At 64.0% G+C, this 13770-nt stretch carries 12 protein-coding genes; 8 read left to right on the top strand and 4 right to left on the bottom strand.

Going from position 1 to position 13770, the window contains the following annotated elements; translation table 11 throughout:
* Positions 1-33 precede the first annotated feature (33 nt).
* A complete protein-coding gene (locus tag IAG25_RS00870) occupies positions 34-1332 on the top strand; it encodes an MFS transporter (RefSeq protein ID WP_187603083.1) in 1299 nt (432 codons plus the stop codon).
* Positions 1333-1352: 20 nt separating this feature from the next.
* A complete protein-coding gene (locus tag IAG25_RS00865; RefSeq protein WP_187603082.1) occupies positions 1353-2135 on the top strand; it encodes a substrate-binding domain-containing protein in 783 nt (260 codons plus the stop codon).
* Positions 2136-2150: 15 nt separating this feature from the next.
* Here the strand turns inward: IAG25_RS00865 and dctA are convergent, their stop codons facing one another.
* On the bottom strand, positions 2151-3452 hold the full coding sequence (dctA, locus tag IAG25_RS00860; protein WP_187603081.1) for a C4-dicarboxylate transporter DctA: 1302 nt from the start codon (positions 3450-3452) through the stop codon (positions 2151-2153).
* Positions 3449-4378, bottom strand: a complete 930-nt coding sequence (locus tag IAG25_RS00855) for a LysR family transcriptional regulator (protein WP_187603080.1) — start codon at positions 4376-4378, stop codon at positions 3449-3451. Before IAG25_RS00855 ends, dctA begins: the two co-directional genes overlap by 4 nt.
* A gap of 182 nt (positions 4379-4560) precedes the next feature.
* Between IAG25_RS00855 and IAG25_RS00850 the strand changes: the two genes are divergently transcribed.
* Positions 4561-5688, top strand: coding sequence for an aminotransferase class V-fold PLP-dependent enzyme (locus IAG25_RS00850; protein WP_187603079.1), 1128 nt, complete (start codon positions 4561-4563; stop codon positions 5686-5688).
* A 50-nt stretch (positions 5689-5738) separates the two neighbouring features.
* Here IAG25_RS00850 and IAG25_RS00845 read toward each other — a convergent pair whose 3' ends face one another.
* The gene (locus IAG25_RS00845; RefSeq protein ID WP_187603078.1) at positions 5739-6380 is read right to left on the bottom strand and encodes a dihydrofolate reductase family protein; all 642 of its coding nucleotides are present in this window, start codon (positions 6378-6380) and stop codon (positions 5739-5741) included.
* A gap of 261 nt (positions 6381-6641) precedes the next feature.
* Between IAG25_RS00845 and IAG25_RS00840 the strand changes: the two genes are divergently transcribed.
* Genes IAG25_RS00840 through IAG25_RS00820 form a run of 5 tightly spaced genes read left to right on the top strand, consistent with a single transcriptional unit; the run spans position 6642 to position 12469 of the window.
* Entirely contained in the window at positions 6642-7673 is a 1032-nt protein-coding gene (locus IAG25_RS00840) for a TRAP transporter substrate-binding protein (protein WP_187603077.1), read from the top strand.
* A 15-nt stretch (positions 7674-7688) separates the two neighbouring features.
* On the top strand, positions 7689-9584 hold the full coding sequence (locus IAG25_RS00835; RefSeq protein WP_187603076.1) for a TRAP transporter large permease: 1896 nt from the start codon (positions 7689-7691) through the stop codon (positions 9582-9584).
* A gap of 19 nt (positions 9585-9603) precedes the next feature.
* Entirely contained in the window at positions 9604-10665 is a 1062-nt protein-coding gene (locus IAG25_RS00830) for a LacI family DNA-binding transcriptional regulator (RefSeq protein ID WP_187603075.1), read from the top strand.
* Complete coding sequence (locus IAG25_RS00825) at positions 10662-11669, top strand: hydroxyacid dehydrogenase (protein ID WP_187603074.1); 1008 nt, start codon at positions 10662-10664, stop codon at positions 11667-11669. The genes IAG25_RS00830 and IAG25_RS00825 overlap by 4 nt, the downstream gene beginning before the upstream one ends.
* Positions 11666-12469: an amidohydrolase family protein gene (locus tag IAG25_RS00820; protein WP_187603073.1), complete on the top strand. Its 804-nt coding sequence runs from the start codon at positions 11666-11668 to the stop codon at positions 12467-12469. The genes IAG25_RS00825 and IAG25_RS00820 overlap by 4 nt, the downstream gene beginning before the upstream one ends.
* A 10-nt stretch (positions 12470-12479) precedes the next feature.
* Here the strand turns inward: IAG25_RS00820 and IAG25_RS00815 are convergent, their stop codons facing one another.
* Positions 12480-13727 (bottom strand): ABC transporter substrate-binding protein, encoded by a 1248-nt coding sequence (locus tag IAG25_RS00815; RefSeq protein WP_187603072.1) that lies wholly within the window; start codon positions 13725-13727, stop codon positions 12480-12482.
* Positions 13728-13770: the final 43 nt, after the last annotated feature.

Genomic DNA, 13770 nt, shown 5'->3' with positions numbered 1-13770 from the left:
CACCGTAAGCCAAGAATATCTGGAGACACCTCGATGCACCCTTCCCCTACGCCCCTCGCTTCCACTCAATCGAAGGCATCCGCCGTGCTGCGCGTGACGGCTGGCAACTTCCTCGAACAATTCGACTTCTTCCTGTTCGGCTTCTACGCCACGCAGATAGCCTCCGTCTTTTTCCCGGCGGGAAGCGAGTTCGCCTCGCTGATGATGACCTTCGCGGTATTCGGCGCCGGCTTCCTGATGCGGCCGCTGGGCGCGATTATTCTCGGCGCGTATATCGACGAGGTCGGCCGGCGCAAGGGCCTGATCGTCACCCTGTCGATCATGGCGGCCGGCACCATCCTGATCGCGATCGTCCCCGGTTATGCGTCGATCGGACTCTTTGCGCCGGCGCTGGTTCTGATCGGCCGCCTGCTGCAGGGTTTCTCGGCGGGCGCGGAACTGGGCGGCGTATCGGTCTATCTTGCCGAGATGGCGACGCCCGGACGCAAGGGCTTCTTCACGAGCTGGCAATCCGCCAGCCAGCAAGTGGCGATCGTGGTCGCGGCGGCGCTCGGTTTCGCGCTCAACCAATGGCTCGACACGGCGACGATCGCCGCGTGGGGATGGCGCGTGCCGTTCTTCGTCGGCTGCATGATCGTGCCGTTCATTTTCATTCTGCGGCGCAATCTCGAGGAAACGCGGGAATTCAAGCAGCGCCAGCATCGTCCGGGCATGAAGGAAGTCTTCGCCACGCTCGCGCAAAACTGGACTGTCGTGATCGCCGGCGTCCTGATGGTCGCGATGACCACCACGAGCTTCTATCTGATCACCGTGTACGCCCCGACCTTCGGCAAGACGGTCCTGCATCTGAGCACCGCCGACAGCCTGCTCGTCACGCTGTGCGTGGGTATCTCCAACTTCATCTGGCTGCCGATCGGCGGTGCGCTGTCGGACCGGATCGGTCGCCGCCCGCTCCTCCTCGCGATGACGATTCTGGCGATCGCGACCGCCTATCCCGCGCTGTCGCTGCTTGCCCACGCGCCGAGCTTCGTCAACATGCTGCTCGTGCTGTTGTGGCTCTCGTTCATGTACGGCATGTACAACGGCGCGATGGTCGTCGCGCTCACCGAAGTGATGCCGGTCGAAGTGCGGGTCGCCGGATTCTCGCTCGCCTACAGCCTCGCGACGGCGGTCTTCGGCGGATTCACGCCTGTCATCTCGACCGCGCTGATTCACATGACCGGCGACAAGGCCGCGCCCGGCTACTGGATGAGCTTCGCGGCCGTGTGCGGGCTCGCCGCGACGCTGATGCTGTTTCGGCGCCGTCCTGTGGCGTTGCAAGTGGCGTCCTGACATATCGGATGCGTTCGAACATGAAATCCATCCTGCTGAAATGCTGCACCGCCGCGCTGCTCGGCTGCGCCGTCGCGGCGGCAAACGTACAGGCCGCCGATCTGCATGTGATGAGCTCCGGCGGGTTCACCGCGGCGTACAAATTGCTCGGCCCGAAGTTCGCGGCATCGACGGGCAATACGCTCGATACCGCGCTCGGCCCGTCGATGGGCAAGTCGCCGGAAGCCATTCCGAACCGTCTTCAGCGCGGCGAGCCTGCCGATGTCGTGATCATGGTCGGCTACGCGCTCGACGACCTGATCAGGCAGGGCAAGGTCATCCCCGATTCACGCGTCGAACTCGCGGATTCGCGCATCGGCATGGTCGTGCGCGACGGAGCGCCCAAGCCCGACATCGGGTCCGAGGCGGCGCTCAGGGAGACCTTGCTGCATGCCCGGTCGATCGCTTATTCGGACAGCGCGAGCGGCGTCTATATCGAGCGCGAGTTGTTCAGGCGGCTCGGCATCGAGGACCAGGTGAAGGCCAAGGCGAAAATGATTCCGAAGATCCCGGTGGCGTCGGTGGTTGCGACCGGCGACTATGACGTGGGCTTTCAGCAGGTGAGCGAGTTGCTGCCGGTGAAGGGCGCGGCGTACGTCGGCAAGATTCCGGAGTCGGTGCAATCCGTCACGCGCTTTGCGGCGGGCATACCGGTCGGCGCACAGCATCCGAAGGAGGCGAAAGCGCTGCTCGACTATCTCGCGTCGCCCGCCGTGCAGCCCGAGGTGACATCGACCGGGCTCGATTCCGTCGCCACGCATTGAGACGACGGCAACGCCTCAGCCCGGCAGGTCGGCGGGCTGATCGAGCGGTTCTTCCGGCTCGCGCGCAACGCTCAACGCTTTCTTCAGACGCGCCCGGTCACAGGCGCGCTCCCACATCGATACGAAGATCACCGCGCAGGCGTTGCTGATCACGCTCGTCAGAGCGCGCGCCTCGGACATGAAGCGATCGATGCCGACCAGGAGCGCGACACCCGCCAGCGGCAGATCGGGGATGACGGCGAGCGTGGCGACGAGCGCGACCAGCCCGCTGCCCGATACGCCCGCCGCGCCCTTCGACGTGAACAGCATGACCGCGAGCATCGTCGCGATCTGGCCGGCGGAGAGTTGTACGTCGCACGCCTGGGCGATGAACATCGTAGCGAGCGTCAGGTAGATCGCCGTGCCGTCGAGGTTGAACGAATAGCCGGCCGGCAGCACGAGACCGACGATCCCTTTGTCGCAGCCCAGCGCTTCCAGCTTGACGATGAGGCGCGGCAACACCGGTGTCGTCGACGACGTCGCGAGCACGATGACGAGTTCCTCGCGAATGTAGCGCAGCAGCCGCCACAGCGAGAAGCCATGCAGGCGCGCGAGCGGCCCGAGCACGCATACGATGAACAGCAGGCATGCCGCATAGAACGTCACCATCAGCATGCCGAGCGAGCCAATCGATCGGATTCCGAAGCGGCCTACCGTAAACGCCATCGCGCCGAATGCGCCGGCGGGCGCGAGCCGCATGATCAGCGCGAGGATGCGAAACAGCACGTGCGCGATGCCGTCGATGAATTCCTGTACCCGCTGCCCGGCGCTCTGGCTGGCGTTCAACGCGAAGCCGAACAGAAGCGCGAGCAACAGGACCGGCAGCACCTCGCCTTTCTCGAAAGCGCCGACGAACGTCTTCGGAATCACATGCAGCGCGAATTCGACGAACCCGCGCGGCTGCGTGCGCGGCGAATACTGCGCCAGAACGGCGGCGTCGAGATGGCGTGGATCGATGTGCAGTCCGGCGCCGGGTTGCAGCGCGAACGCCATCGCGAGGCCCAGAACGAGCGCGGCGACGGTGAGGACGTAGAACAACGCCAGCGCTTTCAGGATGGTCCGGCCGATTGTCGAACCGCTCGACAGCGACGTGATGCCGGTGACGATCGTGCAGAAGACGATCGGCGCGATCATCATGCGTACCAGCGCGACGAACGCATCGCCGAGCGGTTTGAGCGCCGCGCCGGCCTGTGGCCAGAAGTGGCCGACGGTCATGCCGAGCCCCATGCCGAGCAGTACCTGTACGTACAGCAGATTGAAGGGCCTTGGCAGGTTCACTTCGAGGTCTTCTTCGCCGCTCGGCCCATGCCGCTGCGTTTCGTTTCGAGGATCATCTGATAGAACTGTTGCGCGGCCGGCGCGAGCGGGCGTCCCCGCCGCCTGACGATGCCCACTCGCCGCGTCACGACCGGATCGACGAGCGGGACGCTCGTGAGAATCGGATGGTCACGCATGGGCATCGCCATCGAAGGCACGGCCGCTACACCCAGTCCCGCTTCGATCAGGCCGAGCATGGTGGTGACATGGCGAGTCTCGCACACGCTCGGCGCGGCCGGCGACACGCTGGTCAACGCCTGATCCAGCAGCAGGCGATTGCCGGAAGTCTTGTCGACTGAAACGTATTCGTGTTCATAAAGCTCATTCCAGGACACGCGTGTCTTTCTTGCCAGCGGATGATCGCGACGGCACGCGGCGACGAACCGTTCCTGCAGCAGGACCTTGAACTCGACCTCGGTTTCCTGGCTGCCCATGAAGCTGACGCCGAAATCGGCTTCACCGCTGATCACCGAGCCGAGCACTTCGTTGGCGCTCGAATCGAGCAGCTTGATCCGGATCCGCGGATAGCGGCTGTGATAGGCGGCCACGACGCTCGGCAGAAAATAGTAGGCAACCGACGGCACGCACGCGATGGTCACGTGACCGAGGCGGCTGCTGGAGACGTCGCGGATGCCGAGCAATGCGACATCGAGATCGTCGAGAAGCTGTTCCGCGCTGTGGGCGAACACGCGGCCCACGGTGGTGAGCATCACGCTGCGAGTGGTCCGATCGAAGAGCCGCACGCCGAGCGCCGCCTCGAGCTTCTCGATGCGCCGGCTCAGCGCCGGTTGAGAAATGCTGACGGCCTCCGCTGCCTTGCGAAAGCTGCCTGTCTCGACGACGGCTCGAAACGCCTGCAAATCGTTCAGGTCGAAATTAACGCCCACAAGCCATCCTCGCAATTGACGTGCGCGTATTTTGCATCATGCCGACGGGCGTGCCTATCGAAGCGGCAGCGCTCAAGCGTTAGCCCGCGATTTGGCGGCACAATGGTCGTCACGTCAGCCGTGGGTCGCTTTCGTTAGAATCTGTTTCTGAACGTCGAATTCGTAATTCAAAGGAGGCAAACGTGCCAGGGTTACTTCCCGATGTGGACCGCGAGGGGCTCCTCGAATATTCGGTCGTCTACACAGACCGATCGATCAATCACATGTCGCAGCTCTTTCAAGGCGTTATGCGCGACATCTCCGATGCCCTGAAAAAAGTCTACAACGCGAAGTCGGCCGTTGTCGTCCCGGGCAGCGGGACTTTTGGCATGGAAGCCGTCGCCCGTCAGTTCGCGACGAACAAGAAGTGTCTGGTCATCCGCAATGGCTGGTTCAGTTTCCGCTGGTCGCAGATTTTCGACATGGGCGGCATTCCGGCGGAGTCGATCGTTCTGAAGGCGCGTCCGGTCGCGGAAGGGAGGCAGGCCGCCTATGCACCGCCTCCGGTCGAAGAAGTGGTCGCGGCGATCAGGGAAAACAAGCCGAATCTGGTGTTTGCGCCGCATGTCGAAACCGCATCCGGAATGATGCTGCCCGATGCCTACTTGCGCGCGGTGGCCGACGCGACGCATGAAGCAGGCGGAATGTTCGTGCTGGATTGCATCGCTTCCGGCACGGTATGGGTCGATATGCAGGCGAGTGGCATCGATATCCTGATCAGCGCGCCGCAAAAGGGATGGAGCGCCTCACCGTGTTGCGCACTCGTCATGCTCGGCCCGCTCGCCCGCGAGAGAATCGATTCGACAACCAGCACCAGCTTCGCTTGCGACCTTCGCAAGTGGCTCCAAATCATGGAAGCCTACGAGAACAATGGGTTCGCGTATCACGCCACGATGCCCACGGACGGCCTCACGATTCTTCGTGACGTCATGAAGGAGACCGAGGCGTACGGTTTCGACAAAGTGAGAGCGGAGCAGCTCGAACTCGGCAAGCGCGTTCGCTCACTGCTGGCCGAGAAAGGTTTCAGGAGCGTGGCAGCCGATGGTTTCGAGGCTCCGGGTGTGGTGGTCTGCTACACCGACGATGACGGCATCCGTTCCGGCAAGAAGTTTGCGGATGCCGGCTTGCAGATCGCGGCCGGCGTTCCGCTTCAATGCGACGAGCCCGCGGATTTCAAGACCTTCCGTATCGGACTGTTCGGGCTGGACAAACTGCATGACGTCGAAGGTTCCGTGAACAGGCTTGCCAAGGCACTGGACCGTATTCTTTAACCTGCTGGACAAGAGACGGTTCTCGACCGAGAACCGTCCGGTCAGACGAGTTACTTCGCTAGAACGATGTGTGTGGCTCGCTCCGTCGGAACATGCTCGATCGTCCGATATCCCAGCGCGCGTAAATCGAGTCCGCTGAAAAGCGATTCCCCCTGGCCGAGCGCCACCGGCGCGAACGCGAGGTGAATTTCATCCACGTGGCCGGCCTGAATGTATTGCCTCACCGTTTCGGCGCCGCCGCCAATCTTGATGTCCTTTTCGCCTGCCGCTTCGCGCGCCTTTTGCAGCGCAACCTCGATGCCTTCCGAGACGAAATGAAATGTCGTGCCGCCCAGCATCTCGATCGGCGCACGCGGGTAATGCGTCAGCACGAAGGTCGGGGCGTGATAAGGCGGATTGTCGCCCCACCATCCTTTCCATTCCTCGTCCGGCCATTCCCCGCGAATGGGTCCGAACATGTTGCGGCCGAGAATGAAGGCACCGAAGCCATCCATTGCGCGTCGCGCGAAGCTGTCATCGAGGCCCGTGTCGCCATCGTCTTTTCCCTGCATCTGACGAAACGTCCGCGTCGGGAAAAACCACTGAAAGAGCTCCGCGCCTCGCATACCCAGCGGATTATCCAGGCTCTGATCGGTGCCCGCCGCGAAGCCATCGAGCGAAACACTGAAGCCGGCCACTTTTACCTTGGTCATTCTTATCTCCGTAGCTGCTGTGAATCTTCATGACACGAAATCCGCACCGGCGGATTTTCCTACACGCGCTCACTTTACTACCGACGCTCCCTCGTTTTGTCACAACGCATAGTGAGCCCCGGTTGCGGGTAAACGCCCATTTGACCGCCCGATCCGATGACTTACTGTATCGATACACTAAATCGATACAGTCGCGCCGCCCCATGGTGTCGCACTGAACCCGTCCGCCCGCGCTCGGAGCGGCATCCAGGAGACAACACCATGCATTCGATTTCCCGGCGACGATTCCTTCAAACGGCCTCGGCGGCCTCGCTCGCGGCGGCGGGAGCCGGTTTTCCCGCGATCGTGCGCGCCCAGCCCGCTGCCACGTTGCGGCTCTCGTCATCGATGCCGCCCAACGAAAACGCCGCGCACTACGTGTGGTATCAGAATCTCGCGGCGAACCTGAAGGCGAGCGTCGGCGACCAGATTCGCATCGACTATTTCCCGAACAACCAGCTCGGCAAGGAAAGCGACGTCGTCCAGCAGGTGAAGGTCGGCGCGGTCGACATGATGGTCACCGGCTCGTCGATCTGGGCGACCGTGCTGCCGGAACTCGGCATGCTCGATCTCGGCTACGTGTTCGACAACTTCGACCATGTCGGCCGCGCGATGGATGGCACCGTCGGCAAGTCGTTCGACACCATGCTGCAACAGCGCGCGGGCTGCTCGGTGCTCACGTGGGGCTATTCGTTCGGCGCGCGCAACGTGTTCACGAAGAAGCCCACGCAATCGCTCGCCGATATCAAGGGCGTGAAGCTGCGCGTGCTGCCCACGCCCGCCTTCATGGAGACCTTCAAGCTGATGGGCGCGGTTCCGACGCCGATTCCCATCGGCGAGCTGTATATGGCCGCGCAAACAGGTGTCGTCGATGGCTTCGAGCACGACTGCGCGACCGTGCTCGCGAGCAAGTACGACGAAGTCGTGAAGTCGTGCTGGCAGACGCAGCACGTCTTCAGCCCGCTCGTCGTCGCGATGGGCCGCCGCGCGCTCGCAAAGATTCCGGAGAACCTGCGCCCCGCGTTTCAGAAGGCGGCGCAGGACGCAACCGCGAAGCAGCGCGTCTCGGCCATCCAGACGGCTGCCAGCGCCGAGCAGGAGCTGAAAAAGCGCGGCATGACCTTCTATCCGATGTCGAAGGCCGACCGCGACACCGCGCGCGGCGAGATGCAGTCGCAGTTGTATGCGAGCTTCTCGAAGCAGTATCCCGCGACCGCGCCGCTCTTCACCGCCATCGCCGCCACGCGCGGCTAACGAGGCAGGCACACCATGACCACTTTCTCCGCGACGCCCGGACCGGAGGCGCAGCTCGCCGCGCCGGGCTTCGGCCATGAGACCGTGCTCGCGCGCGGCCTCGTGCGCCTCATGCACTGGATCGAATACTTGTGCGCGGCCGTGCTGGCGGCCGACGTGCTCGTCGTGTTCCTCTCTGTGATCTACCGCTATTTTCTGCACGATCCGTTCGACTGGGCCGAGGAAGTCGCCGGCGCGCTCATGATCGTGCTGGTGTTCTTCGGCGCCGCCACGGTGCTCGGGCGCAGCCAGCATGTCGGCGTCGATCTGTTTCGCGGCATGCTGCCCAGGCGCTGGCAGACCCCGCTCGTGCATGTCGGACACTGGGTGATCGCGGGCGTCGCGGGGAATCTGTGCGTGTCGTCGTGTCTCTTGCTGATCGATTCCTACGGACAGATGACGCCGAGCGGCCTGCCCGCGTGGATCAACGTCTATCCGCTCGTGATCGGCAGCGTCTTCATGACGGTGTTCGCGCTCGCAAATGCCGTCAACGGCGCGCGCAAGACCGTGCTCGGCACGCTGATCGGCTGCGTGCTGCTCGCCGCGGCCGTGTTCGCGTGGAACGCGTTCGTGCCCGATCACGCGCTCAGGCCCGGCTTCCTGCTGATGGCCGGCTTCATAGGCGGGCTCGTGCTCGGCGTGCCGATCGGCTTCGTGCTCGCGTTTTCGGCGCTGCTGTACTTCCTCGCGGAGCCGTCCCTGCCGATGCTCGTCTATTCGCAGCAGGTGATGGCCGGCACCGATCACTTCGTGCTGCTCGCGATTCCGTTCTTCGTGCTCGCCGGCCTGCTGATGGAAACCAACGGCATGTCCTCACGCCTGATCGAACTCCTGCTGCGGATGTTCGGACGCGTGCGCGGCGGTCTCGGCCTCATCACGATCATGGCGACCGCGTTCTTCTCGGGCGTGTCCGGTTCGAAGCTCGCGGATATCGCGGCGGTCGGCGGTGTCGTGATGCCGGCCGTGCGCCAGAGCAAGGAAGACCCGAACGAAGCCGCCGCGTTGCTCGCCTGCAGCGCCGTGATGGCGGAGACCATTCCGCCGTGCGTGAACATGATTATCATGGGCTTCGTCGCGAACATTTCGATCGCGGGGCTGTTTCTCGCGGGCGTCGTGCCGGCGGCGGTGCTGGCGGTGGCGCTGGCGATCGTCGCGGTGATCTTCGGACGCCGCATCAATCTCGCCGATGCGCTCTCCAACCCGCGAGCGTGGATGCCGCTTGCCGGCGGCGCGCTGGTCGCGCTCGTCATGATCACGATGATCGGCAAGGGCGTGACTTCGGGTATCGCGACATCGACGGAAGTGTCCGCGTTCGCCGTGGTCTATGCGCTCGTCGTCGGCTGGCTGGCGTTTCGCGAACTCACGCCGAAATCGGTCGCGCGCGTGTTCGTGCGCTCGGCGTCGATGGCGAGCAGCATTCTGTTCATCGTGGCGGCGGCGTCGAGCGTGTCGTTCGCGCTGACCATCGAGCAGATTCCCGCGCTCGTGTCCGATTCGATGATCGCCTTCGCGCATCAATACGGACCGACGATGTTCCTGCTGCTGTCCGTGCTGATCATGATCGTGTTCGGCGCGGTGCTGGAAGGCGCGCCCGCGCTCATCATCTTCGGGCCGCTGCTCACGCCGATCGCGACGCAGCTCGGCATCAACCCGCTGCATTTCGGCACGGTGATCGTCGTCGCGATGGGCCTCGGCCTGTTCGCGCCGCCGGTCGGCCTCGGCCTGTTCGCGACCTGCGCGATCACGGGCACGGAAATGAAAGCGGTGGCGCGTCCTATGCTCAAATACCTGCTGGTGCTGTGCGTCGCACTGGTGGTGCTGATTCTGGTGCCGTCGTTTTCGTTGTGGTTGCCGACCCGGCTCGGCCTGTAGCCGGCAGAAGCAAAACCTTATGAGCACCATTCAGGATGTCGCCCGCGAGGCCGGTGTGTCCGTCAGCACGGTATCCAACGTGCTCAACGGCCGCACCGACCAGATGCGCCAGGAAACGCTCGCGCGCGTGCAGGCCGCGATGAGCGCGCTGCAATACCGGCCGAGCACGCTCGCGCGTCAGTTGAAGACGGGGCAGACGCCGCTGATCGGACTTCTGGTGCCGTCGATCGCCAATCCGATGTACGGCTATATCGCGCGCGAAGTCGAAACCTGCGCGCAGGAGCGCTACGGCTATCGCGTGATGATCGGCAATACGTATCGCGATCCGGCGAAGGAAGCGTCGTTCTTCGAAGACCTGCTGTCGCAAGGCGTGCGGCGCGTGATCGTGATCTCGTCGCTCGCGAACGAGCGCCATCTGGAAACCGCCGTCGAGCGCGGCATGGTCGTCGTCAGCTACGACCGCCGCGCGACCGAAGGCGAAACCACGCGTGTCGAGCACGTCACGCCGGACAATTTCGAGGCGGCGAGAATCGCGACGCGGCATCTGATCGCGCACGGTCACACGCGGCTCGCCTTCGCCACGCTGACCGGCATGACGATGAGCCGCCGCGACAAGATCGACGGCTTTCTTTCGGCGGCGGAGGATGCGGGCCTGTCGAAAGACGCGCGCGTGCTCGACAGCGGCCCGGTGAACGAATACGGCGATTCGATGATCGCCGAAAACGGCCGCGCGCTCGCGCGTCTTCTGGCCAAAGACGATGCGCGTCCGACGGGCGTCGTCGCCGTCAACGATCTGATGGCGCTCGGCCTGATGGCGGGCTTGCGCGAATGCGGCTTGCGCGTGCCCGAAGACGTGTCGATCGTCGGCATGGATGGGCATTTCCTCGCGGCAATCTCGAACCCGGCGCTGACCACCGTCCAGCTTCCGGTGCCCGCGATGGCCGCCGCGATGGTCGAACGCGCGATGCGTCCGCACGACGAACCGATGCCCGCATCCGAGCAGGCGCTTTTCACGGATATCACGCTGGTCGAGCGCGAGTCGGTCGCGCGGCCCGCGAAGCAATTCAGGACGAGGATATGAACAAGGTTTTCGTGAGTCATCCCCGGCACATGCTGGACCATTACTTCGGCGCGCGCGCATCGGCTGCGCTCGCGCGGTTTGCGGACGTCGCGTACAACGCCGAAGACCGCGAACTGACGACCGAAGAACTCGCCGACGCCGCGCGCGATGCCGATGTCATCATCGCGTACCGGCAGACGCCCGCGCCGCGCGCATTGTTCGAGGCGCTGCCGAAGCTCGCCGCCTTCGTGCGCTGCGCGGTGGATATCCGCACCGTCGATGTCGATGCCGCCAGCGAAATGGGCGTGCTCGTCACTCAGGCGAGCGCGGGCTTCGTGCCCTCCGTATCCGAATGGGTGATCGGCGCGATGCTCGATCTCGCGCGCGGCACGACCGCGTATGCCGAGGCGTATCACCGCCACGAAGCGCCCGTGCCGAAGATGGGCCGCGAGTTGCGCGGCAGCAAGTTCGGCGTGATCGGCTACGGACAGATTGCGCGCTATCTGTGCGATCTCGCGCTGGCATTCGGCATGCGCGTGCTCGTGTCCGATCCATACGCGACCGTCGACGATGCCCGCGTGCAACACGTGCGTTTCGATGACTTGCTCGCGCAGTCCGACTTCGTCGTGTGCCTCGCGCCCGCCAATGCGCAGACCGCGAATCTCATGAACGCGCAAAGCTTCGCCGCGATGAAACCCGGCGCGTACTTCATCAACGCCGCGCGTGGCGAGCTCGTCGACGATGACGCGTTGCTCGCCGCGCTGGAGCGTGGTCATCTGGCGGGCTGCGCGCTCGATGTGGGCCGCGCCGCCGATCAGATGCCCGCGCCGAAGCTCGCGGCGCATCCGCGTGTGATCGCCGCGCCGCATATCGGCGGACTGACGCCGGGCGCGATCGAGCATCAGTCGATGGAAACGGTCGCGCAGACCGAAGCGCTGTTTCAGGGCCGCGTGCCGGCCGGCGCGGTGAATGCGGCGCATGCGTTCCGCCTTTCGGGTTTCCACTTGCAGGCGGACGCGCGATGAACATCGAAGGCGCGTGCGATTGCCACATTCACGTGTACGAGAAGGGTTATCCGCTGGCCGCGAGCGCGACGTTCACGCCGCCGCCCGCGCCTGCCTCTGCCTATCGGGACGTGCAGCGCGCGCTGGGCTTCTCGCGCGCGATCGTCGTGCAGCCGACGGGATACGGTTTCGATAACCGCTGCACGCTCGCGGCGATCGCGCAGCTCGGCGACGGCGCGCGCGGCATCGCGGTCGTGCCGCCCGACGTCGGCGATGACGAACTCCAGCGTCTGCACGATGCGGGCATACGCGGCGTGCGATTCATGATGCTTCCGGGCGGCGTGTTGCCGTGGGACGCGCTCGTGGATATGTCGGCGCGCATCGCGCCGCTCGGCTGGAATGTGAATCTTCAACTCGACGGCCACACGCTGCCGCAACACGAAGCGATGCTCGCGCGCTTGCCGTCGAAGCTCGTGATCGATCATCTCGGCAAGTTTCTCGCGCCGGTCACGCCGGAAAGCCCCGGGTTCGCGTCGTTGTGCCGTCTGCTCGACGGGCCGCGTTGCTGGATCAAGCTGTCCGCGCCGTACGAAAGTTCGCGCGACGGCGCGCCCGGTTTCGATGACGTGTCGTGGCTCGTTCGCACGATTTCGACACGATTTCCCGAGCGCGGCGTGTGGGCATCGAATTGGCCGCACCCCAACGTCAAGCCCGTTCCCGACAACACGCGCATGCTCGACTGGGCGATGCGGCTCGTGGAAACGGACGAGACTCGCCGCAAGATACTCGTCGATAATCCGGCGGCGTTGTACGGCTTCTGATCGAATTCCTTTACTTGACCTTCGCCGCGGCAGCGAGCTTGCGCACGCCCTCTTTCGCGTCCTCGTTCGAGTTCATGAAATTCGTCACGACATCGGTGATTGCGCCGGCCGTCACCGGAGACTGAAGTTCGCCGAAGGCCAGTGAAGGAAAGAATCCGCCCGACTTGATCGTCGCCTGTTCGTCCGCACGCGATTTTTTCGCGCAGCTATCGAACTTGTCCATCGGCACATCGAGCCTGACGGGTATCGAACCCTTGTTGAGACTGAACTGCTCCTGAAACTCGGGGGACATGATCGTCTTGGCCATCGCGAGCTGTCCCGGCGTCGCGTCCTTCTTGCCGTTCTGCTGAAAGAACACGAATGCATCCGCCGTGTACGTGTAGGCGTTCGATGTGCCCGGCGCGGGCGCGCAGATGAAATCGACATCGGCCTTCTTGTTCGCGTTGGCGAACTCTCCTTTTGCCCAGTCGCCCATGAACTGCATGCCGCCCGTTCCGGCAATCACCATCGCGGTGGCGAGATTCCAGTCGCGGCCGTGATAGGCCTTGTCGAAGTAAGTCCGGATCTTCTGCACGGTCTCGAAGACCTGCACCATCTGCGGCGACGTCAGCGTTTTCTGATCGAGATCGACGAGCGCCTTGCGATAAAAGTCCGTGCCTTGCGACAACACCACCGTCTCCCAGATCGTCATGTCCTGCCAGGGCTGACCGCCGTGCGCGACAGGCGTGATGCCCACTGCGCGAAACTTGTCGGCGAGCGCGAAGAACTCCGGCCATGTCGTGGGCGGCGCACCGCCCACCTTGTCGAGGTCCGCCTTGTTGATCCATAGCCAGTTGATCCGATGCACCGAAAATGGCGCCGCCACATAATGCCCGCCGGCCTTCACGTCTTTATCGATCTGCGCGGGCGTTTGGCTTTTCCAGTCCGATGCCGCCTGATCGATCGTGACGAGCACGCCCTGGTCGGCCCAGTCCTGAATCAGCGGCCCCTTGATCTGCGCAGCCGATGGCGCGTTGCCCGAAATCACCTGCGTCTTGAGCGCCGTCATGGCCGCCGTGCCCGAGCCGCCCGCGACAGCGAAGTCCTTCCACTCGTAGCCCTGTTTGCTCATGTCGTCCTTGAGCACGCGGATGGCTTTCGATTCGCCGCCGGACGTCCACCAGTGCAGGACCGAAATCTGTTCGGCGGCGAGTGCCGCATGCGTACCGGCGATGACGAGCGCGACGGCCGCTGCCGCCGACGTCAGTGAGTGATTCATTGCAGTCTCCGATTTTGTCTTTATGAGTGATGCGACGCGTTCT

This window comes from Caballeronia sp. EK (assembly GCF_014384845.1).
Classification (GTDB): Bacteria; Pseudomonadota; Gammaproteobacteria; order Burkholderiales; family Burkholderiaceae; genus Caballeronia; species Caballeronia jiangsuensis.
This window is presented reverse-complemented; position numbering and strand designations above follow the sequence as displayed.